The 21,468-nt window shown below is 68.6% G+C and carries 14 protein-coding genes and 3 pseudogenes; 8 read left to right on the top strand and 9 right to left on the bottom strand.

What is annotated here, in order from left to right:
- The first annotated feature begins 85 nt into the window (after nucleotides 1–85).
- From WS64_RS20310 to WS64_RS20330, 5 genes are all read left to right on the top strand, one after another.
- The gene (locus tag WS64_RS20310) at nucleotides 86–1,444 is read left to right on the top strand and encodes a Rieske 2Fe-2S domain-containing protein (protein ID WP_060967511.1); all 1,359 of its coding nucleotides are present in this window, start codon (nucleotides 86–88) and stop codon (nucleotides 1,442–1,444) included.
- Nucleotides 1,441–1,929 carry a benzoate 1,2-dioxygenase small subunit gene (benB, locus tag WS64_RS20315; protein ID WP_059637266.1) on the top strand — a complete coding sequence of 163 codons (489 nt, stop codon included), beginning with the start codon at nucleotides 1,441–1,443 and terminating at the stop codon, nucleotides 1,927–1,929. Before WS64_RS20310 ends, benB begins: the two co-directional genes overlap by 4 nt.
- A 39-nt stretch (nucleotides 1,930–1,968) precedes the next feature.
- On the top strand, nucleotides 1,969–2,991 hold the full coding sequence (gene benC / locus WS64_RS20320; protein ID WP_060967450.1) for a benzoate 1,2-dioxygenase electron transfer component BenC: 1,023 nt from the start codon (nucleotides 1,969–1,971) through the stop codon (nucleotides 2,989–2,991).
- On the top strand, nucleotides 2,988–3,764 hold the full coding sequence (gene benD / locus WS64_RS20325; RefSeq protein WP_060967451.1) for a benzoate diol dehydrogenase BenD: 777 nt from the start codon (nucleotides 2,988–2,990) through the stop codon (nucleotides 3,762–3,764). The genes benC and benD overlap by 4 nt, the downstream gene beginning before the upstream one ends.
- A gap of 107 nt (nucleotides 3,765–3,871) precedes the next feature.
- The gene (locus tag WS64_RS20330) at nucleotides 3,872–4,270 is read left to right on the top strand and encodes a RidA family protein (RefSeq protein ID WP_060967452.1); all 399 of its coding nucleotides are present in this window, start codon (nucleotides 3,872–3,874) and stop codon (nucleotides 4,268–4,270) included.
- Between the two features lie 167 nt (nucleotides 4,271–4,437).
- On the opposite strand, the gene WS64_RS20335 is transcribed toward WS64_RS20330, so the two are convergent.
- The 4 genes from WS64_RS20335 to WS64_RS20350 form a co-directional block, all read right to left on the bottom strand.
- Nucleotides 4,438–5,244: an oxidoreductase gene (locus WS64_RS20335; protein ID WP_060967453.1), complete on the bottom strand. Its 807-nt coding sequence runs from the start codon at nucleotides 5,242–5,244 to the stop codon at nucleotides 4,438–4,440.
- Nucleotides 5,245–5,277: 33 nt separating this feature from the next.
- A complete protein-coding gene (locus WS64_RS20340; RefSeq protein ID WP_060967454.1) occupies nucleotides 5,278–8,418 on the bottom strand; it encodes an efflux RND transporter permease subunit in 3,141 nt (1,046 codons plus the stop codon).
- Nucleotides 8,415–9,524 carry an efflux RND transporter periplasmic adaptor subunit gene (locus tag WS64_RS20345; protein WP_060967455.1) on the bottom strand — a complete coding sequence of 370 codons (1,110 nt, stop codon included), beginning with the start codon at nucleotides 9,522–9,524 and terminating at the stop codon, nucleotides 8,415–8,417. The genes WS64_RS20340 and WS64_RS20345 overlap by 4 nt, the downstream gene beginning before the upstream one ends.
- A gap of 82 nt (nucleotides 9,525–9,606) precedes the next feature.
- Nucleotides 9,607–10,224: a TetR/AcrR family transcriptional regulator gene (locus tag WS64_RS20350; RefSeq protein WP_060967456.1), complete on the bottom strand. Its 618-nt coding sequence runs from the start codon at nucleotides 10,222–10,224 to the stop codon at nucleotides 9,607–9,609.
- A 77-nt stretch (nucleotides 10,225–10,301) separates the two neighbouring features.
- Between WS64_RS20350 and WS64_RS20355 the strand changes: the two genes are divergently transcribed.
- Complete coding sequence (locus WS64_RS20355) at nucleotides 10,302–11,762, top strand: efflux transporter outer membrane subunit (RefSeq protein ID WP_060967457.1); 1,461 nt, start codon at nucleotides 10,302–10,304, stop codon at nucleotides 11,760–11,762.
- A gap of 58 nt (nucleotides 11,763–11,820) precedes the next feature.
- On the opposite strand, the gene WS64_RS20360 is transcribed toward WS64_RS20355, so the two are convergent.
- The 5 genes and pseudogenes from WS64_RS20360 to WS64_RS20380 all read right to left on the bottom strand — a co-directional run bounded on the left by WS64_RS20360 (nucleotide 11,821) and on the right by WS64_RS20380 (nucleotide 19,790).
- The gene (locus WS64_RS20360) at nucleotides 11,821–13,398 is read right to left on the bottom strand and encodes a c-type cytochrome (RefSeq protein ID WP_060967458.1); all 1,578 of its coding nucleotides are present in this window, start codon (nucleotides 13,396–13,398) and stop codon (nucleotides 11,821–11,823) included.
- Nucleotides 13,389–13,796 (bottom strand): hypothetical protein, encoded by a 408-nt coding sequence (locus tag WS64_RS20365; protein WP_059575088.1) that lies wholly within the window; start codon nucleotides 13,794–13,796, stop codon nucleotides 13,389–13,391. The genes WS64_RS20360 and WS64_RS20365 overlap by 10 nt, the downstream gene beginning before the upstream one ends.
- A complete protein-coding gene (gene ctaD, locus WS64_RS20370) occupies nucleotides 13,793–16,432 on the bottom strand; it encodes a cytochrome c oxidase subunit I (protein WP_060967512.1) in 2,640 nt (879 codons plus the stop codon). The genes WS64_RS20365 and ctaD overlap by 4 nt, the downstream gene beginning before the upstream one ends.
- 13 nt (nucleotides 16,433–16,445) lie before the next feature.
- Nucleotides 16,446–17,504: pseudogene (gene coxB, locus WS64_RS20375) on the bottom strand (cytochrome c oxidase subunit II).
- A gap of 455 nt (nucleotides 17,505–17,959) precedes the next feature.
- Nucleotides 17,960–19,790, bottom strand: a pseudogene (locus tag WS64_RS20380) (thiamine pyrophosphate-requiring protein).
- Between the two features lie 280 nt (nucleotides 19,791–20,070).
- On the opposite strand from WS64_RS20380, the gene copM reads away from it, so the two are divergent.
- Together copM and WS64_RS35605 are read left to right on the top strand one after the other, a co-directional pair.
- Entirely contained in the window at nucleotides 20,071–20,454 is a 384-nt protein-coding gene (gene copM / locus WS64_RS20385; protein ID WP_059575094.1) for a CopM family metallochaperone, read from the top strand.
- A 127-nt stretch (nucleotides 20,455–20,581) separates the two neighbouring features.
- A pseudogene (locus WS64_RS35605) lies at nucleotides 20,582–21,319 on the top strand (FRG domain-containing protein).
- Nucleotides 21,320–21,468: the final 149 nt, after the last annotated feature.

Consider the following 21,468-nt stretch of genomic DNA (forward strand, 5'->3'; position numbering starts at 1 on the left):
CGCTGCCGGCCGGTTCCCCCGAGACTCAACCGATACCGATGCGAGCGTGCTTGCAGGACGCGGCACGCGCATGGAAGGAGCCATCATGTCCGTCACGATCAACCCTGCGAACGAACTGGATCACCTGCTCGAAACCGCCGTGCAGGATGACAAGGAGGCCGGCATTTTCCGCTGCCGCCGCGACATCTTCACGAACGCGGCGCTGTACGAGCTCGAGATGAAGCATATCTTCGAGGGCAACTGGGTGTATCTGGCGCACGAAAGCCAGATTCCCGACAACAACGATTACTACACGACGTGGATCGGCCGCCAGCCGATCGTCATCACGCGCGACAAGACCGGCGAGCTGCATGCGGTGATCAATGCGTGTGCGCACAAGGGCGCGATGCTGTGCCGCCGCAAGCACGGCAACAAGGGCAGCTTCACGTGCCCGTTCCACGGCTGGACCTTCTCGAACACCGGCAAGCTGCTGAAGGTGAAGGACGAGAAGACGACCGAGTATCCGGTGCAGTTCAACACGCACGGCTCGCACGACCTGAAGAAGGTCGCGCGCTTCGCGAACTATCGCGGCTTCCTGTTCGGCAGCCTCAACGCCGACGTGCTGCCGCTCGAGGACTACCTCGGCGAAGCGCGCGTGATCATCGACCAGATCGTCGATCAGGCGCCGAACGGGCTCGAAGTCCTGCGCGGCAACTCGTCCTACATCTACGAAGGCAACTGGAAGATGCAGATGGAGAACGGCTGCGACGGCTATCACGTCAGCACCGTGCACTGGAACTATGCGGCGACGATGGGCCGCCGCAAGGAAGCGGGCACCAAGGCGGTCGACGCGAACAGCTGGAGCAAGTCGGTCGCGGGCGTGTACGGCTTGGACCACGGCCACATCCTGCTGTGGACCAAGACGATGAACCCGGAAGTGCGGCCCGTGTACCGGCACCGCGACGAGATCCGTGCGCGCGTCGGCGACGTGCAGGCCGATTTCATCGTGAACCAGACGCGCAACCTGTGCGTGTATCCGAACGTGTTCCTGATGGATCAGTTCAGCACGCAGATCCGCGTGGTGCGTCCGCTCGCGGTCGACAAGACCGAAGTCAGCATCTTCTGCTTCGCGCCGAAGGGCGAGAGCGAAGCCGACCGCACGACGCGCATCCGCCAGTACGAGGATTTCTTCAACGTGACCGGCATGGGCACGGCCGACGATCTCGAGGAGTTCCGCGCGTGCCAGGCCGGCTATGCGGGCATCACGGCGATGTGGAACGACCTGTCGCGCGGTGCGCCGCTGTGGATCGACGGGCCGGACGAGAACGCGAGGAAGATGGGGCTGAACCCACGCATTTCCGGCGAGCGCAGCGAGGACGAAGGGCTGTTCGTGTGCCAGCACGAACACTGGGTGCACGTGATGCGCGATGCGCTGAAGAAGGAACGCGGGGAGGTGGCGGCATGAGCTTCGATTACCGGACGATTTGCGCGACGCTGTATCGCGAGGCGCGTCTGCTCGACGATCGCGAGTGGGACGCATGGCTGACCTGCTACACGGAGGACGTCACGTACTGGATGCCCGCGTGGGACGACGACGATCGGCCGACCGACGATCCGCAGCGCCAGATTTCGCTGATGTACTACCCGGATCGCGGCGGGCTCGAGGATCGCGTGTTCCGGATCAAGACCGAGCGCAGCGGCGCATCGACGCCCGAACCGCGTACCAGCCACAACGTGACGAACGTCGAGGTGCTGGCCGAACGCGACGGCGAGGTCGACGTGCGCTACAACTTTCATACGCTGAATCACCGCTACCGCGTGACCGACCACTTCTTCGGCACGGTGTTCGTCACGCTGCGGCAGGCGGGCGACGCGCTGCTGATCTCGCACAAGAAGATCGTGCTGAAGAACGACTACATCCGGCAGGTGCTCGACGTCTATCACGTCTGACGCCCGTTGTTTGCCATGAAAGGAAGTGGAGGTGATGCGATGTCCAGCTACAAGATTGCATTGAATTTCGAGGACGGGGTAACCCGCTTCATCGACTGCAAGGCCGGCGAGAAGGTGCTCGATGCGGCTTTCCGCGCGAAGATCAACCTGCCGATGGATTGTTCCGACGGCGTGTGCGGCACCTGCAAGTGCCGCGCCGAAAGCGGCCGCTACGACCTCGGCGACGACTACATCGACGATGCGCTCAGCGAGGACGAAAAGGACGGCGGCCTCGTGCTGACGTGCCAGATGGTGCCGCAAAGCGACTGCGTGATCGCGGTGCCGACGTCGTCGGTCGCGTGCAGGACCGGGCAGAGCAGCTTCGCCGCGACGGTCACGAAGGTTGAGCAGCACAACGATGCGGCCGTCGTGCTCGAGCTCGATGTCGGCGCGAGCGCACCGGCGTTCCTGCCGGGCCAGTACGTGAACATCGGCGTGCCGGGCAGCGGCCAGCATCGTTCGTATTCGTTCTCGTCCGCGCCGGGCGATACGAAGGTCGGATTCCTGATCAAGAAGATTCCGGGCGGCGTGATGAGCACGTGGCTCGAATCGGCGAAACCCGGCGACACGCTCGAACTGAACGGGCCGCTCGGCAGCTTCTACCTGCGCGACGTGCAGCGGCCGCTGCTGTTCCTCGCCGGAGGCACGGGCCTCGCGCCGTTCCTGTCGATGCTCGACGTGCTCGCGCGCAGCGGGTCGCAGCAGAAGGTGCACCTCGTCTACGGCGTGACGCGCGATCTCGATCTCGTGCTGGTCGACGCGATCGAGGCGGTTGCGGCGAAGCTGCCGAACTTCAGCTTTGCCACCGTCGTCGCGGACGCCGCGTCGAACCATCCGCGCAAGGGTTGGGTCACGCAGCACATCCCGGCCGACGCGCTGAACGACGGCGACGTCGACGTCTACCTGTGCGGGCCGCCGCCGATGGTCGATGCGGTGCGCCAGTATTTCGACGAAGCGGGCGTGAAGCCGGCCAGCTTCCACTACGAGAAGTTCACCCCCAACGTCACGGCAAAGGCGGCATGATCATGCAACGATTCTCCGGCAAGGTCGTCGTCGTCACCGGCGCGGCGCAGGGCATCGGCCGCGGCGTCGCGCTGCGCGCGGCGGCCGAGGGCGGCAGGGTGCTGTTCGTCGATCGCGCGGATTTCGTCGCCGAGGTGGCGGCCGAAGCGAGGGAGAGCGACACGGCGGGCTGCGTCGCCGATCTCGAAACGTACGAAGGCGCGCATGCGGCGATTGCGCACGCGGTGCGGACGTTCGGCGGCATCGACATCCTGATCAACGGCGTCGGCGGCGCGATTCGCATGCGGCCGTTCGCCGAGTTCGAGCCCGCGCAGATCGACGCGGAAATCCGCCGTTCGCTGATGCCGACGCTCTATACCTGCCATGCCGTGCTGCCGCACCTGGTCGCGCGTGGCGGCGGCACGATCGTCAACATCTCGTCGAACGCGACGCGCGGGATTCGCCGCGTGCCGTATTCGGCTGCGAAGGGCGGTGTGAACGCGCTGACGTCGGCGCTCGCGATGGAGTACGCGGAACACAACATCCGCGTCGTCGCCACCGCGCCGGGCGGCACCAGCGCGCCGCCGCGCCGCGTGCCGCGCAATGCGGCCGGCGACACCGAGCAGGAACAGGCGTGGATGGGGGAAGCGGTGCGGCAGGTGACCGACTCGACGTACTTCAAGCGCTACGGCACGCTCGACGAACAGATCGCGCCGATTCTGTTTCTCGCATCGGATGAAGCGAGCTATATCACCGGGACGGTGCTGCCGGTGGCGGGCGGCGATACGGGTTGAGCGGCACGCGTGCCGCTTCCGGCATGCGCGCCGCGACAGGGCGGGGCGCGCACCGATCCTCACACGAACAATCGGCCGGCGCTGCGAGTCCGGCCACGGAGACACTCATGCAACAACGCGAAGCGATCATCCCGGCCGGCATGGAAGCCGTGTACGAAAAAATCGGCTATGCGCCGGCGGTCAAGGTGGGCGATACGTTGTACGTGTCGGGCCAGATCGGCCGCGACGCGGCGATGCAACTGGTCGAAGGCCGTGAAGCACAGATCGTGCAGGCGTTCGAGAACCTGAAGCGCGTGCTCGAAGCGGGAGGTGCGTCGCTCGACGACGTCGTGGATCTCACGACCTTCCACACCGACATGCGCGACCTGCCGCTGTTCATGCAGGTGCGCGACCGCTACCTCCGCGCGCATCCGAAGCCGGCGTGGACGGCGGTCGGCGCGCAGATGCTGGGCGGCGCACCCGGCTATCTCGTCGAGATCAAGGCGGTGGCGGTGTTGCAGCGGTGAGTGTCGGCGTCGCGGCTTGCTTAGCATCGTCTTCGTCCCCGGCGGCCGTCATCGCGAGGCGCCCCGGCGTTCCGGCTGCCGCCCCCAGCCGGTGCGCAAGCCGGTTCCGATGATGCCGATTTCCATGGCGGGTGCCTCGTCCACGGACGTTTCGTCGGCCGGCCGCGTCACGCGAGCCGGAATTTTTTCCGCAGGCTCGCATCGACCGGGCCGGCCGGCATGAAGCGCCGCAACCTGCGCAGCAGCGACGCCTCGCCGTTGGGCGTACGCCGCATCCGCCACGTGCCGAGCGCCGCGTCGACGACGGTGGCGGCCACGCCGTCGGGGTGCGGCGCGGCTTTCACGCTGTCGCCGACGGCGCGCGCCGCGAGCGTGCGCTCGCGGTCGTAATCGGCGATCGGCGCGCTCGCCTGCGGCGCGTTGACGTCCAGGTTGGTCCGCGTAAACGACGGCTCGACCAGCGTCGCGCGAATGCCGAACTGGCGCAGCTCGTGATCGAGCGATTCGGTCAAACCTTCCACCGCATGTTTGGACGCCGAATAAAGCCCCATGTACGGCGCCGGCAGAAAGCCGAGCACCGAGCTGACATTGACGATCCGGCCGCGCCGTTGCGCCCGCATGTGCGGAAGTACCGCGCGGGTCGTGCGCAGGATGCCGAATACATTGGTGTCGAACAACGCCTCGGCTTCGTCCACCGACGTTTCCTCCACCGCGCCGATCAGGCTCATGCCCGCATTGTTCACGAGCACGTCGATACGCGCGGCGCGGTCGATGATCGTCCGGATGCCGGATCGAACGGACGCGTCGTCACGCACGTCCATCTCGATCAGCTCGACGCCGGCGACGGGCGCCGTTCGCGCGATGCTGCGCACGGTGCCGAACACGCGGCAGCCCCGTTTGGCGAATCGTTCTGCGGCGACGCGCCCGATGCCCGACGACACGCCGGTCACGACGACAACGGTGGAATTCGACATGGCTGTTTCCTTCGATACGGGGAATGGGGAATATCAATCGCGCGCATCCAGCGCGGGCTGAAGTGCGGTCGTGGCAGGCGCTGCCGGTTCATGTCCGCCGTGGCGGGCGGCGGCGGAATGACCGGGCCGGATCCTGAACCAGATCGCATACATCGCCGGCAGGAACATCAGCGTGAGGATCGTCCCGGCGAACGTGCCGCCGATCAGCGTGTACGCGAGCGTGCCCCAGAACACCGAATGCGTGAGCGGAATGAACGCGAGCACGGCCGCCAGCGCGGTGAGAACCACCGGGCGCGCCCGCTGCACGGTCGCTTCGACGACCGCGTGGAACGGATCCAGCCCCGCCTGTTCGTTCTGGTGAATCTGGCCGATCAGGATCAGCGTGTTGCGCATCAGGATCCCCGACAGCGCGATGAGGCCCACCAGCGCATTGATGCCGAACGGCTGCCGGAACAGGATCAGCGTCGGCACCACGCCGATCAGGCCGAGCGGGCTCGTCAGGAACACCATCACCATCGCGGAGATCGAGCGCACCTGGAAGATGATGATGATCAGCGTCACCGCCAGCATGATCGGGAACAGCGGCAGCATCGCCTTCGTGGCCTTGCCGGATTCCTCGATCGAGCCGGCTTCCTCGATTCGATAGCCGCTCGGCAGCGCGGCGACGATCGGCTGAAGCTGCTTCGTGATCGCGGCCGACACGTCCGGCGGCTGCAGGCCGTCGGCGATGTCGCCGCGCACCGTGAGCGTCGGCACGCGATCGCGCCAGCGCATGATCGGCTCTTCCATGCGCACGTCGACCTTGCCGACCTGCGACAGCGGAATGCGCTGCCCGTTCGCGCCGGCGAGCGTGAAGTCGTCGAGCCGCGCCGGGTCGAGCCGTGCATCGCCGCCCGAGCGTGCGACCACCTGCACGGTCCGGATATCCTCGCGCACTTCGGTGACGGGCACCCCGGTCAACAGAAACTGCAACTGCTGCGCGACCGCGCTGGACGTCAACCCGACGGCCTGCAGGCGGTCCTGCTCCAACGTGAAATGCAGCGCCGGCGCGCGCGTGCCCCAATCGGCATTGACCGTGCGCATCATCGGGCTGCCGGCCATCACGCGCTCGACGTCGGCCGCGATGCCGCGCAGCGTGTCCGGATCGGGGCCCGTGACCCGATACGCGACCGGGAACGGCGAATACGGGCCGAACACGAGCTGCGTCACACGCACGCGCGCGTCGGGCGCGAGGCCGTCGGCGATGGCCCGCCGCAGGCGTGCCTTCAACGCGTCGCGCTCGTCCTGGCTGTCGGTGCGCACGACGATCTTCGCGAACGACGGATCGGGCAGCTCCGGCCCCATCGCCAGATAAAAGCGCGGCGCGCCCTGGCCGACGTACGCGGTGACGATCCTCGCTTCCTTCTGCTTCGCGAGCCACGCTTCGACCTTCGACGTGGCCGCGCTCGTTTGAGAAATCGACGTGCCGTACGGCATCTGCACCTCGACGAGGACCTCGGGGCGATCGGAGATCGGGAAGAACTGCTTCTTGACGACGGCCATGCCGAGAATGGCGAGTACGAACAGGCCGACGACGGACCCCGCAACCAGCCATTTACGCGCAATCACGCGCGTCAGCACCTGTCGGAAACGGTTGTAGCGCGGCGTGTCGTAGATCGCATCGTGACCGCCTTCGAACTTCTTGAGGTTCGGCAGCATCTTCACGCCGAGATACGGCGTGAACGCGACGGCGACGACCCACGATGCGATCAGCGCGATCCCGACGATCCAGAACATGTTGCTCGTGTATTCGCCGGCGGTGGAGCGCGCGAAGCCGTTCGGCATGAAGCCGACCGCGGTGACCAGCGTGCCGGCCAGCATCGGCGCGGCCGTATGGCTCCACGCGTAAGCCGACGCGGCCACGCGGTCGTAGCCTTCCTCCATCTTCACGACCATCATTTCGATCGCGATGATCGCGTCGTCGACGAGCAGACCGAGCGCGAGGATCAGCGAACCGAGCGTGATTCGATCGAAGTTCTTGCCGGTGGCGGCCATCACGACGAACACCACGGCCAGCGTCAGCGGCACGGCCGCGGCGACGACGAGGCCGACGCGCCAGCCCATGCTGACGAAGCTCACCAGCATCACGACGAGCAGCGCGGCGAAGAACTTGACCATGAACTCGTCGACGGCCGAGCTGATGTTCACGGACTGGTCGGTGACCTTGGTCAGACTCATGCCGAGCGGCAACTCCGCGTTGATCGCGCCGACTTCCCGGTCCAGCGCGCGGCCGAGGTCGAGCCCGTTCCAGCCGTCGCGCATCACGACGCCGAGCAGCAGCGCGGGTTCGCCGTTGTTGCGGATCATGAAGGTGGACGGGTCTTCGTAGCCGCGCTCGACGGTGGCGATGTCCGACAGTTTCAACGTGCGGCCCTGCGCGACGATCGGCGTGTCGCGAATCTTCTGCAGCTTGTCGAACGCGCCGTCCATGCGAATGAAGATCTCCGGCCCGCGCGTCTCGACGGAGCCGGCCGGCGTCAGCGCGTTCTGGCCATTGAGCGCGGCGAATACGTCCTGCGGGCTCACGCCGAGCGTCGCGAGCCGGTCGTGCGACAACTGCACGTAGATGCGCTCCGCCTGTTCGCCGATGATGTCGACCTTCTTCACGCCCGGCACATGCAGCAGCCGCTGGCGCTGCGTCTCCGCATCGCGCACCAGCAGGCGCTGCGGTTCGCCCTTGGCCTTCAGCGCGAACAGCGCGAACGTGACGTCCGCGTATTCGTCGTTGACCATCGGGCCGATCACGCCGGCCGGCAGATCGTTCGCGACGTCGCCGATTTTCTTGCGCGCCTGATAGAACTGCTCCTGCACCTCGGACGGCGGCGTGCTGTCGAGCAACGTCAGCGTCGTGAACGCGAGGCCGGGGCGCGTGTAGGTTTCAGTGCGGTCGTACCAGCGCAACGCCTGCATGCGCTTTTCGATCTTTTCGGCCACCTGGTCGTGCATTTCCTGCGCGGTCGCGCCCGGCCATGCGGTGACGATGGTCATCACCTTGACGGTGAAGGCCGGGTCTTCCGCGCGCCCCAGCTTGAAGAACGATACGAGCCCCGCGAGCGAAATCAGGCAGATCAGGAACAGCGTGATCGCGCGCTCGCGCACCGCGAGCGCCGACAGGTTGAAGCGGCGTTCGCTCACGGCCGTGCTCCTTCGTGTGCGGCCGTGGCAGCCACGCGAACCGCTTCGCCGTCGCGCAGCAACTGCGCGCCGAGCGCGACGACCCGCTCGCCTTGCTTCAGTGCGCCGGACACGCGTGCGCTGTCGTCGTCCAGATGCTCGACCGTGACGGGCCGCCATCCCACCTTGGCCGGATCGCCCGAGACGACCCACACGCCGGGCCCTTTGCCTGCATCCAGCAACGCGCCGATCGGTACCTGCACGCCGGCTTGCGGCGTCGCGCGCGCGTCGTCCGGCATGCGGATCGTGACGGTCGCGCCCAGCGGTGCGGCGGCCAGCGCGCCCTGCAACACGTAGCGCGCTTCGAACGTGCGCGTTCGCGCATCCGCGGTGTCGGACAACTGGCGCAGCGTCGCGGGGACACTCGCGCCCGGCTTGCCGAACAGTTCCGCCTGCGCGATGGATCCGACCGCGGGGCGCAGCGTTTCCGGCAACTGGATCACCGCTTCCCGGTTGCCGGCGTGCGCGAGCCGCACGACCGGCTGGCCGGCGCTGACGACCTGGCCGGGCTCCGCGAGCGTTTCCATCACGACGCCGTCGCCGTCCGCGACCAATTCCGCATAGCCGGTCGCATTGCGCGCGACGTCGGCGTCGGCCTCGGCGGCGCTCAACTGGGCTTTCGCGGCGTCGGCCGCGGCCTTGACCTGGTCATAGGCCGATGCCGATATCGCGCCGGTGCCGCGCAGGTCGCGGTAGCGCGCTTCGTCTTCGGCGGTCTGCCGCGCGCGTGCCCGTGCCGCGGCCACCGCTTCGTCGCGTGCGCGCGCCGCGAGCTTCAGGTCGACCGGGTCGATGCGCATCAGCGGCTGGCCGCGGCGGACGGTTTGCCCGGTATCGACGAGCCGCTCCAGCACCTTGCCGGACACCCGGAACCCGAGGTCGCTCTGCACGCGGGCGGCGACGGTGCCGGTAAACGACCGCGACGCGGGCGCGGCTGCGTGCACGATGGCGGTACGCACGAGCGGCGCTTCCGTGCGCGGATCGGAAGGCGCTTTTCCGCTGCAGGCGGCTAGCGCGAGGGGCAGCGCGGAAGCGACTGCAAGGAGAGCGAGGCGACGCCGGACCATGAAAGACCCACTGACGAGGTGATCGGGGCTTTCATTGTGTATCTAGTGACCAAAATAGTCAATGGTCACAAACGGTGCCGGTTCATGGGGCGAGGCTGCGGAGCACCAGGCTCGACAACTGCGCGGGCGCGGCGTCGGTCGTGTCGAGGTTGTACTGCAGCAGCAGCGGATTCAGGTACGGCCGCATCACGAGGTAGATCGCCGTCGCGGTTTCGTCCAGCGGCGTCTTGCGCTCGAACTCGCCGCTTTGCCTGCCTGCCTGCAGCACCTCGCGCAGCAGCTTCTGCACACGGGCCTCATAGGCCTGCACCGACTGCCAGTTGCCGGTGGCGGCCGACGCGGCGATGTCGTACAGCTTGCGGTCGCGGAAGAACAGCCGCAGGCTCGCTTCGGTAGAAACCTTGAACATGCGCCGCAACTTTTCGGTCGGCAGTTCCGCTTCGGCAACGGCGGCGCGCACGTCGGTCTCGATTTCATGCAGGCAGTTCGCGCAGATCATCTCGCCGATCGCCTGTTTCGACTCGAAGAACTTGTAGATATAGGCCTTCGAGAAGCCGATGGACTTCGCGAGGTCGGACACGGTCGTCTTCTCGTAGCCGTACCGGCTGAAGTGCTCGGTGGCGGCGGCCACGATCTGATCGCGCACGTCGTGATCGGCCGGGCCGCGTGCGGGCGCGGGGGAAGCGGTGTTTTCTTTCATGGGTTGCGGCTGGCAGGGATGGACAACGAGTGACTATTTGGTATTATAGTCACTACCTGATCTTGACTGAAACCGTCATGCTACCGAAACCCATCGTTGCCGCGCTGCTCGCCGCGCTCCTGTCTGCGGGATGTGCCGTCGGTCCCGACTACGTGCGGCCGGACGTCGCCATGCCGCAGCGCTTCCAGGGCCAGAGCGCCGTGGAGCAGCGGCGCGCGGCGGCCGATGCCGAACTCGCGACGTGGTGGACGGGCTTCGGCGATCCGCAGTTGACCCGGTTCGTCACGCTCGCACTTGCACGGAACCTCGATCTCGCGCAGGCCGCGGCCCGCGTCACGCAAGCGCGTGCCGGGCTCGGGGCGGCCAATGCGGCGCTGTTGCCGTCTGGCAATGTGACCGGCCAGGCCGCGCGCGCCTACCAGTCGGTCGAAACGCCGTTGGGGCGCGTTCTGAATTCGACGCCCGGTTTCGACCGTCACGGGAGCGCCTACGAAGCCGATTTCAACGCGAGCTGGGAGCTGGATGTGTTCGGCGGGCTGCGCCGCGGGCGGCAAGCCGCGCTTGCCGACTATCAGGCATCCGAAGCGGCGGCGGTTGCCACGCGCTTGGCCGTCGCCGCGCAGACGGCAGACATCTACATCACGATTCGCGGGTTGCAGGGCCGGCTGGAGGTCGCGCGGCATCAGGTGCGGACCGAACAGGATCTGTTGTCGACGATCAACCTGCTGTACGGGAAGGGGCTCGCGGCGGAGCTTCAGGTCAGGCAGGCCGAAGGTGCGCTCGCGCAGGTTCGTGCGACGGTGCCGGTGCTCGAGGCGGCGCTGGACACGGCGATGAATGCGCTCGACGTGATGCTCGGTGCGCAGCCCGGCACGCATCGCGCGGAATTGCTCGACGGCGGCGACGTGCCGGTGGCGCCGCGGATCGCGGCGACGGGCACGCCGGGCGAATTGCTCAGGCGGCGGCCCGACCTGATGGTCGCCGAGCGACGCCTTGCGGCGTCGAACGCGCGCATCGGCGTGGCGATTGCCGAGTATTACCCGAAGTTTTCGCTGAGCGGATTGCTCGGCAGCGCGACGACGATGGGCGCGGGCAACCTGTTTGCCGGCGGCGCGAACCAGGCGGCCGGCGTGCTCGGCCTGCGCTGGCGCCTGTTCGACTTCAGCCGGATCAATGCGCAGATCGCCGACGCCAAAGGAAAGGAAGCCGAAATGCTGGCCGCGTATCGGCTCGCGGCGCTGCACGCCACCGAGGATGTCGAAAATGCGTTCTCTGCGCTCGTCAAGCGTGACGAACAGGCGGCCGTGCTGGCCAGCGGCGTCGATTCGCTCGGCCGCGCGCGGGCCGCGTCGTTCGCGGCTTACCAGAAAGGCGTCGTCAGCCTGATCGAAGTGTTGCAGGCCGACGAAAGCTTGCTGCGCGCGTCCGACGAACGCGTGCAGGCGCGAACCGAATCGGCGCGTGCGGCGGTCGCGGCGTTCAAGGCGCTCGGTGGAGGATGGCAGGCGCCGGAGGCCGAGGCCGTTGCGAGCCGGTAGCGGTAGCGCCGGAGCCTCTGATCGGCATCGTTCGGGAAGCCCTGCATGCGGCACGCGACTATCGATGGATCGCTCCCCGCAACCGCCTCACATCCTGCTCCGACACCGGCGCCGCCCGATTCCCCCACGCGCCGCGCACGTAACTGACCACCGCCGCGATTTCTCCGCTCGTCAACGTGCCGCGCATCGCCGGCATCCGCTGCACGGGGCCGTTTTCACCCGGCGCCGGCCGAGCGCCTTCGACGACGATCCGAATCGTGCTCGTCGGATCGGCGGCCAGCACGACCGAACTGCTCGCGAGCGCCGGCCCGTGATCGCGCACGCCCGTGCCGTCCGCACCGTGGCAACGTGCACAGAACCCCGCATACACACCGGCCCCGGGCGCTTGCTGGCCGCTTTCCGGGCGCGGGCCGGCGGGCGTCAACCGCGGCACGCCGACGCCCAGCGGATTCGTCGCGGCGGTCGGTTGCGCGGGCAACGATTTGAGGTACACGGAGATCGCCCGACGATCGTCCTCCGTCAGCAATGCAGTGCTTTCGCCGACGACCGGGGCCATCGCGCCGAACACCGAGCCGCGCGCCGCATGGCCGCTGCGCAGGAACGCGGCGATGTCGTCGGTCGACCAGCGGCCGAGGCCGTCCGAGTCCGCGCCGGTCAGGTTCGGCGCGAACCAGTGATCGTTGATACCGCCGGTCAGGAACGCGGGGCTGCGTTCGTCGTAGCCGCGTTCGTTGTAGGCCGGCCCGCGCGGCGTATGGCATGCGCCGCAATGGCCGAGCCCCTGCACGAGATACGCACCGCGATTCCATTGCGCTGATTGCGACGGCTGGGGCGTGAACCGGTCGCGGTTCGCGAACGCGAGGCTCCACAGCCCGAGGGCCCAGCGCTGGTTGAACGGAAACGGGAGTTGCGTGAGCTTCGCCGCGTTCGGGGAAGGCGCGACGCCGCGCATGAAATACGCGTACAGCGCGCGCACGTCGTCGTCGGTCAGGTGCGCGAGCGACGGGTACGGCATCGCCGGATACAGCCGGCTGCCGTCCGCGCGCACGCCGCGCCGCAACGCGTCGTCGAACTGGCGCAGCGTGTAGTGGCCGATCCCGTGCGTCGGGTCCGGCGTGATGTTCGGCGCATAGATCGGCCCGAACGGCGAATTCACCGGCTGGCCGCCCGCGTACGGCGTATGGTCGGCCGCGTCGTGGCACGCGGCGCAATCGCCGGCCAGCGCGAGATAGCGGCCGCGCGCGATCGTCGCGGCGTCGGCGCTCGCCGCCGCCGCAGCAATGACCGGGCGGCGGGCGGTCGACGCGGAAGCGGAGTCCGGCGGCGGGGCGGAAGCGCCGGACGCTGCCGCATTGGCGACACTCGCCTTCCGCTTGCGTGAAAGCCGCGGATCCTCTCTCGCACGAGCGGACATCGACGCACCGGCATCGGCCGCCGACGCGTGAATCCGCACGAACCGCCAGCCAGACGCTGGCTCGGGCGCTTCGGCCGCCGACGCGGCGTCGGCCGTATCGCCGGCTGCCGCTGCGTTGTCGTCGGGCTGCATGTCGCACGCGCCGAGCATGACACACAGCGCGAGCGCGACACCCGCACGGCGGCCGGGAACGCAGCACGAAGCGAACGAGATCAGCGCCATGGACTGCAAGGCCCCACGAAAGCCGTGACGATTCCCGTGAACACGAGACCGATCACGAAGCCGAGCGCGGCGAGCATTCCGCAGCGCGCGAGAAAGCGCGTACTATCGTCGCGCGTCACGGCGGGCGCATCGGCATCGCGTCGATATCGGTGCCGCCACGCCCGCGCGAGCCACGTCGCGCAGGCCGCGGCCAGTGCGAACGCGCCCGCGGCGATCAGTGCGAGCCACACGCCGACATGCGTCCAGCGCGGCGCGGCCTGCGCGACGCCGAGCGGATAGCATGCGGTGGACGCGAGCGTTTCGGACACGAGCATCTGCGCAAACCACAGCGCGGGCGCGCCGACGAGGCCGGCCGCGATCGCGAGCAGCGGGGTCCACGCGCGTCGGGCGTCGCTCATCCCGTGCTCCTCAGCCAGAACGGCGATACGTACAGCGCGGTGAAGATGAACAGCCACACGATGTCGACGAAGTGCCAGTAGAGCCCGCCGACCGTCAGCGCGACGCGTCGCTCGCGGCTGAAGAAACCGGCGGCCGTCCACCCCGCGAGCAGCGCGAGGATCGCGAGGCCGGCCACGACATGCGCGAGGTGGAACCCGGTGATCGTGAAATAGAGGCTGCCGTACAGGTGCGCGGTCGGGCCGTACGGATGGTCGCGCCATTCGTGAAGCTGGACCAGCGCGAACGCGGTGCCGAGCACCAGCGCGACGACGAGCATCGCGACCGCGCGGGCCTGCCGCTCGGCCCGCACCGCGCGCTCGGCGAGCCACACGAACACGCTGCTCGACAGCAGCACGACCGTGTTGACGGCCGCGAGCCCGATCTTCGGCATCCCTTCGGGCGGCCACGGCGCGGACCATTGCGACTGCAGGTAGAAATAGCAGAACAGCAGATAGCCGAACAGCCCGGCCTCGGTCACGATCAGCGTGAGCACACCCGACCAGCCGCCCGCGCGTTCGCCGCAACTGCCGACCGGCAGCGGGTCGATGCAGCCGGCCGGCGCGCCGGCCGGTACCGTGGCCGACGGCGGTTCGGCCGGCTGCGGCCCGGCGGCCGCGGCAGGCGTCTGCGTGTTCGCGCGGGCGGGCAGGTGAGCACGTTGCCCGAGCGCGCGGCGCGGCCACAGCCACACGGCGGTGGCGACCGCGCAACCGGCCGCGGCCACGCACACGAGCGTCGGCGAGCGCACGAGCATCGCCGCGAACACGGCGGTCGCCAGCAGCGCGAGCACGAACGGCACGCAACTGTCGTCGGGCATCTTCAGGATCGCGCTCGGCGCCGCGGCGAGCGGCGTGACGGCGAGCGCCTCGCGCCCGTGTGCGAGCCGGTAGCCGACCCGCAGGCTGGTGCGCGTCGGATCGTCGCGCGTTTCCCACAGCGGATGCCGCGACGCGACGAGCGGGAGCACCGCGAAGTTGTACACGGGCGTCGGCGACGCGACCGACCACTCGAGGCCCGCCGCGCCCCACGGATTGTCGCCGGCGCGCACGCCGCGCCGTGCGCTCACCAGCGCGTTGACGACGAACATCACGATGCCGATCCCGAACACGAACGAGCCGATCGTCGTCAGCAGGTTAGACGTGTCCCAGCCCATCCCCGATGGATACGTATAGATGCGTCGCGGCATCCCGAGCAACCCGGAAACGTGCATCGGGAAGAAGCCGAGGTTGAAGCCGATCAGCACGACCCAGAAGGTCCAGCGGCCGAGCCGCTCGTTCATCATCCGCCCGGTGAACTTCGGGAACCAGTACGCGACGCCGCCGAGCACCGGGAACACGTTGATGCCGAGCAGCACGTAATGCAGGTGCGCGACGACGAAGTACGTATCGGTGAGCTGCCAGTCGAGCGGCACGGCCGCCGTCATCACGCCCGACACGCCGCCGATCACGAACATCAGCACGAAGCCCGCGAAATACAGGAACGGCGTGCGAAACACGGGGCGGCCGGTCCAGATCGTCGCGATCCACGCAAACACCGCGACCGCGCTCGGAATCGAGATCAGCATGCTCGCGGCGCCGAAGAACGCGAGCGCGAGCGGCGCGATGCCGGTCGCGAACATGTGGTGGACCCACACCTCGAAGCCGATCAGCATCGTCGCCACCGTCGATACCGCGACGGCCTCGTACGCGACGAGCGGCCGTCGACAGAAGGTCGGCAGGGCGTCCGACACGATCCCCATCGCCGGCAGCACGACCACGTACACCCACGGATGCGCGAACATCCAGAACAGGTGCTGCCACAACAGCGGCCGGCCGCCGTGCGCGACGTCGAAGAAGTGCGTGCCCGCATTGCGGTCGAGCCACAGCAGCAGGAACGCGAGGCTCACCGACGGCACCGCCACCAGGTTCGCGACCGACGCGGTCAGCGTGCCCCACACGATGATCGGCACGCGGTCGATCGACATGCCGTGCGCGCGCATCCGCAGCAGCGTGACGACGAAGTTCGCGGCGCCGCCGGTCGTCGAGATGCCGAGCAGGATCATCCCGAGCGCATAGATGTCGATGTTCGCGCCGGCGCTGTAGTCGAGCGACGTGAGCGGCACGTAGTTGAACCAGCCGCCGTCCGGCACCGCGCCGAGCGGAAAGCTCGCGTACAGGAACAACCCGGCGAACAGGAACGACCAGTACGAGAACGCGTTCAGCCGCGGGAACGCCATGTCGCGCGAGCCGAGCATCAGCGGCCACAGGTAGTTCGCGAAGCCGGACAGCACCGGCAGCGCGTACAGGAAGATCATCGTGACGCCGTGCATCGTGAACAGTGAATCGTATTGCGCGGGCGTGAGCAGCGTCGCGTTCGGTCGTGCGAGCTGGATGCGCATCACGAGCGCCTCCACGCCGCCGAGCAGCAGGAAAGCGAACGCGGTGACGATGTAGCGCAGCCCGATGCGCTTGTGATCGACGGTGCCGAGCCAGCCGCGCCAGCCGGGTTCCGATTCCCACAGCTCGGCCAGCGCGCGCTCGTGCGCGGAACCGGGCGGCGCTTCGCCGAGATCGGGTACGCGGTTGAGCGGGGCCGGCGTGTCGCGGGCAATGGCCATCGGCATCCTCGATTCAGTGCAGCGTCGCCAGATACGCGGCGAGATCGTCGGCGTCGCGCGGCGCGAGCGCGATCGACGGCATCAGCGACTGCGGCTTGATCTGCTGCGCATGCGCGACCCAGCGGCGCAGGTTGTCGGGCGTGTTGTCGAGCGTGCCGGCCGCGAGCAGCCGGCGCGTGCCGACGTGCGTGAGATCGGGGCCCGCGTCGCCCGCCGCGTCGGTGCCGCGCACCGCGTGACAGCCCGCGCAGCGCGCGGCGAACACGCGCTGGCCGCGGCGTTCGGCGCTCGCCGCGGGGGCCGGAGCCGGTTGGCGCTGCGCGGCGAGCCACGCACGGAACGCGGCCGGCGGCTCGGCCACGACTTCGAACGCCATGTGCGCGTGCTGCGCGCCGCAGTATTGCGAGCACTGCCCGCGATAGACGCCCGGCCGGTCGGCCTGCAGCCATTGGCGATTGGTCTGGCCGGGTATCGTCTGCGTCTTGCCGGCGAGTTGCGGCACCCAGAACGCGTGGATCACGTCGGCGCTCTTCAGTTCGATTGCGATGGGTTCGCCTACCGGAATATGGATCTCGTTCGCCGTGACGAAGCCGGCCCCGTCAATATCGTCCGGATAACGCACGGCCCACCACCAGTCCTGCGCGGTCACGGCGATCGTCCAGCGCGGGCGGACGCGGCGGCGCCGCGACGGCACCCAGCACCCGCAGCATGTAGACGAGCGCGCCGAACAGCAGCACGATCGAGATCGCGGTGCCCACCGGTCACGATCGTCAGCCCGCTGCCGTGGCCGGCGCCTGCCTGCGCGCGACGGCGAAACAGCGCGATCAGCCAGCAGCACCGCGATCGCGACGCAGACGAACGTGCACAGCGCGAGCAGCGCCCAGCCGAGCACGAAGACCGGCTGCGCCGCAGGGCCGGCCGCGTGCACGACGTACGCGAGCGGCAGCGGCGCGGACGGATTGCCGGGCTCGGCAGGCGCGGCGGCCGCGCGCGCGACGATCGGCACGATCGTCCACGCGACCGGTGCGATCCATGCGGCATGACGGGTTTTCAGGAACGGCGGAACGGGCAACGCGACTCCTTGCCGGGTTGGGCGGCATGACGACGGCCGTTCGCGGCGGAGCAAATTTCATGCGCACGCGGCTCGCACGCATGCGGCTGTGGAAGGGCGGGATGACGTGCACGACGGCCGGTGCGTTACAGCCGGCTTGTAAATTTGGGCGGCCATTCACGTCGCCGAACGCGCTTTTCCGCGGCCGGCTTCCGGCTCGTGCAGGTGTACCGGATACAGCGGCGCGGACGACGCGCACGCGCTGTTCGAACGGCCACTCGGCTTCCGTGACGATGTCGGGCTGCGATCCGAGGAGTACGACGTGAGGGCGCGGCCCATGTGCGGGATTTCCCGTTCACACTCGCGCAAGTCAGGCGTCGTAAACGCGGTGCTCGGCGGTGCTCGGCGGTGCTCGCACGGCCGGGCGACGGGCGAGACGACGCCGACATCGGCCAGCACCGTCCCGCGCGCTTGCCTTACGATTCGCCTTTGCCGCGCTTGTCGCCGTGTTCGCCGTTGCCGGGCAGCACGGCCGACAGCACCTGCCGCGCGGTCTCGACGATCACGTTCGCTTCACGCGGGTCGCCTTTCGCCAGCGTTTCGGCAAAATGCTTCGCCTGCTGCAGCGTCACGTGCGGCGGCAGCGGCGGCACCTCGGGGTCGCTCTTCACTTCGAGCACGACCGGCCGGTCGGACGCGAGCGCTTCGTCCCACGCCGGCGCCGAGCTGTTCCGGATCGTCGACGTAGATGCCCTTGAGGCGAGGGAGGGTCGCGAAGCGGTAGTACGGCACGTTCGGGATCTGCTGCGACGCGGTCGAACTTCGGGTCGCCCTCCATCACGCGCTGCTCCCACGTGACCTGGTTCAGGTCCTCGTTGTTCAGCACCATGCAGATCCAGCGCGGTCGGGCCACTGGCGCCAGTATTTCGCGACCGTGATCAGCTCGGCCATGTTGTTCATCTGCATCGCGCCGTCGCCGACCATCGCGATCACCGGGCGCACCGGTGCGCGAACTTCGCGGCGATCGCGTAAGGCACCGCGGCGCCCATCGACGCGAGGCCGCCGGACAGCGATCCCATCATCCCGCGCCGCATCATCAGGTCGCGCGCATACCAGTTCGCGCAGGAGCCCGAATCGCTCGTCAGGATCACGTCGTCGGGCAGGCGCGGCGACAGCTCGGTGAACGCGCGTTGCGGATTCACTCCGCGGCCCGCGCTGGCCTTCGCGGCCGCGCGGGCGGCGAGCGTCTCGCGCCAGTCGCGGTTCCATTTCGCGATCCGGTCGCGCCATGCGGTGTCGCGCCGCTCGTTCAGGAGCGGCAGCAGCGCGCGCGCAGCGTCTCGGCGCTGTCGCCGACCAGATTGACTTCCATCGGATAGCGCAGGCTCAGCATGTCGGCCTTCAGGTCGATCTGCACGCCGCGCGCCTGGCCTTCCTTCGGCAGGAACTCCGAATACGGAAAGCCGGAGCCGACGACCAGCAGCGTGTCGCGCATTCGGTCATCAGCTCGTAGCTGGGCTTCGTGCCGAGTAGCCCGATCGAGCCGGTGACCCACGGCAGGTCGTCCGGCAGCGCGGCCTTGCCCAGCAGCGCCTTCGCGGCGCCGGCGCCGAGCCGGTCGGCCACCGCGATGACTTCGTCGGTCGCCTTCAGCGCGCCGGCGCCGACCAGCAGCGCGACTTTCGATCCCGCGTTGAGCACGTCGGCCGCGCGCCGCAGGTCGTCCGCGTACGGGACGACTTTCGGTGCCGTATAGCCTACCCCCGAATGCACGGTGCCGTGCGCGCGCTTCGGTGGCGCGTAGTCGAGCTCCTGCAGGTCGTTCGGCAGCACGAGCGCGGTGACCGTGCGCGCGCCGAGCGCGGTGCGCACCGCGCGGTCGACCAGGTGCCGCACCTGGCCCGGTACCGTCGCAAGCTGAACGAATGCGCCCGCAACGTCCTTGTAAAGGGCCGGCAGATCCACTTCCTGCTGGTAGTGGCCGCCGAGCGCCGCGCGCGCCTGCTGGCCGACGATCGCGAGCACGGGCATGTGGTCGAGCCGCGCGTCGTACAGGCCCGTCACGAGGTGCGTGGCGCCGGGGCCGGAGGTCGCGACGCATACGCCGAGCTCGCCTGTAAATTTTGCATGCGCGGACGCCATGAAGGCCGCCATCTCCTCGTGGCGAGCCTGGATGAATTCGATCTTGCCGTCCGCGCGGTTCAGCGCGCCGAAAAAGCCGTTGATGCCGTCGCCCGGGTAGCCGTAGATGCGGCGCACGCCCCAGTCGTACAGCCGCTGGACGATGAAATCCGCCACTGTCGCCATGCCGTTTCTCCTTGGTTCGGGATGAGCCGATGCGGGGCTGCCGCGCAAGGCACGTGCCGCGCCGCGTGCGTCGGGCACGGCGGTTGCACGCGGCATCCGCGAGCAACGAGCAAGCTGACCGGAGCGCAACGATGGCCGCATTCGCACGCTGGTCGCGCCCAGCGACGCGCGTGCGTGGTGGCGGTAACGCGGGTCGCGCGGCCTCAGCCGTTTCAATGCGTGCGAACGGAAGGGGGATGACGCACGCGGACCGTTCACTTTCTTGTCGAGGATTCGTCTCATGCGTGCATTCAACCGTTCATCCATACGCCGTTGTGCCGCCAGCGCGCTGCTCGCGGCGTGCGCGTCGGCGCTGCCCGCGGCCGCACAGTTGCGCCCGGCCAATCCGGTCAGCGTGCCCGACACGTCCACGCAGGCGTTCAAGCGCGCCGACCGAAAAATGATGGAAGCGATGGAAAGCGCGCCGTATACGGGCGACGCCGACCGCGATTTCGTCGCGCACATGGCGCCGCATCACCAGGGCGCGATCGACATGGCGCAGGTCGAACTCAAATACGGCAAGGACCCGACGCTGCGGCAGCTCGCGAGCCGGATCGTCGCCGCGCAGCGCGACGAGATCGCGTTGATGGAGCGCTGGCAGAAGGAGCACGGCAGCACGCCGTGAACCGCGATGCGAGACGGCGATACGCGGGCGGCCGTACCGGTGGTTCCGCATCCGGCAAGCGGCGACGTCGGACGCGCGCCGAGTCGATGGCCGCGTGGACGGGCAGGCGCGACGGGAGGTGCGATGCATGGACGGTAAGCGCGAGAGCACAGGCCGCTCGATCGACAGCGTCGCCGACTACATGACCATGATCGGCGCGCAGCGGCAGACGATGGCGCTGCGGCTTTTTTCGCGGCCAGTGCAATGCCGGCTGGCCGCTCGCGCCGGGCATCGCGCGGCAGCACGCGTCGCCCGACGTCGAAGCGCGGATGCTCGACGAATTCACGCGGCGCGCGCTGCCGCATCTCGAACCCGGGCAGAACCTCGAGGCATGCGACTGGCTCGCGCTCGCGCAGCAGCACGGGATGCGCACGCGCCTGCTCGACTGGTCCGGCAACGCGCTGGCCGCGCTGTGGTTCGCGGTCAGGCGCGCGGGCGAATCGGGCGGCGACGGCGTGGTGTGGTGCCTGTCGCACGACGCCGACGACATCGCGACCGCCGCGGACCGGCGCGCCGCTGGAGGTCACGCGCACCAAGGTGTTCCGGCCGCGTCACGTCATGCCGAGGATCACCGCGCAGGACGGCTGGTTCACGATTCACCGTTATGACGCGCGGCGGGCGCTTCGTGCCGCTCGACGAGGACGCGGATCTCGCCGGCCGCCTCGTGCGCATCGCCGTGCCGGCCCGCCGGTTCGCGTCGATCAGGCAGGAGCTTGCCGGCGTCGGCGTGAGCATCGCGACGATCTTTCCGGATCTCGACGGCATCGCCCAACTGACCGACACGCGCTATTTCCCGGACGACGAGGACACGCACGCACCGCGCTGAAGCCGGCGCTGCGTGGGCGTACGGGGCGGGCACGCGTGATGCTTCTCCCGACGGCGCACGCGGACCGAACCCCGAGTGGCCGCTGGCGTACGGTTCGCGGCGGGCGGCGAGGCGGCTCATGCGCGCATTCAAACAGTCTATCGATCCGG

The sequence above is a fragment of the Burkholderia anthina genome, assembly GCF_001547525.1.
Taxonomy (GTDB): Bacteria; Pseudomonadota; Gammaproteobacteria; order Burkholderiales; family Burkholderiaceae; genus Burkholderia; species Burkholderia semiarida.

Excerpts from the sequence above, each read along its gene's own strand:
- WS64_RS20310 (WP_060967511.1), top strand. The coding sequence starts at position 86 with ATGTCCGTCACGATCAACCCTGCGAACGAACTGGATCACCTGCTCGAA.
- benB (WP_059637266.1), top strand. The coding sequence starts at position 1,441 with ATGAGCTTCGATTACCGGACGATTTGCGCGACGCTGTATCGCGAGGCG.
- benC (WP_060967450.1), top strand. The coding sequence starts at position 1,969 with ATGTCCAGCTACAAGATTGCATTGAATTTCGAGGACGGGGTAACCCGC.
- benD (WP_060967451.1), top strand. The coding sequence starts at position 2,988 with ATGATCATGCAACGATTCTCCGGCAAGGTCGTCGTCGTCACCGGCGCG.
- WS64_RS20330 (WP_060967452.1), top strand. The coding sequence starts at position 3,872 with ATGCAACAACGCGAAGCGATCATCCCGGCCGGCATGGAAGCCGTGTAC.
- WS64_RS20335 (WP_060967453.1), bottom strand. The coding sequence starts at position 5,244 with ATGTCGAATTCCACCGTTGTCGTCGTGACCGGCGTGTCGTCGGGCATC.
- WS64_RS20345 (WP_060967455.1), bottom strand. The coding sequence starts at position 9,524 with ATGGTCCGGCGTCGCCTCGCTCTCCTTGCAGTCGCTTCCGCGCTGCCC.
- WS64_RS20350 (WP_060967456.1), bottom strand. The coding sequence starts at position 10,224 with ATGAAAGAAAACACCGCTTCCCCCGCGCCCGCACGCGGCCCGGCCGAT.
- WS64_RS20355 (WP_060967457.1), top strand. The coding sequence starts at position 10,302 with ATGCTACCGAAACCCATCGTTGCCGCGCTGCTCGCCGCGCTCCTGTCT.
- WS64_RS20360 (WP_060967458.1), bottom strand. The coding sequence starts at position 13,398 with ATGGCGCTGATCTCGTTCGCTTCGTGCTGCGTTCCCGGCCGCCGTGCG.
- WS64_RS20365 (WP_059575088.1), bottom strand. The coding sequence starts at position 13,796 with ATGAGCGACGCCCGACGCGCGTGGACCCCGCTGCTCGCGATCGCGGCC.
- ctaD (WP_060967512.1), bottom strand. The coding sequence starts at position 16,432 with ATGGCCATTGCCCGCGACACGCCGGCCCCGCTCAACCGCGTACCCGAT.
- copM (WP_059575094.1), top strand. The coding sequence starts at position 20,071 with ATGCGTGCATTCAACCGTTCATCCATACGCCGTTGTGCCGCCAGCGCG.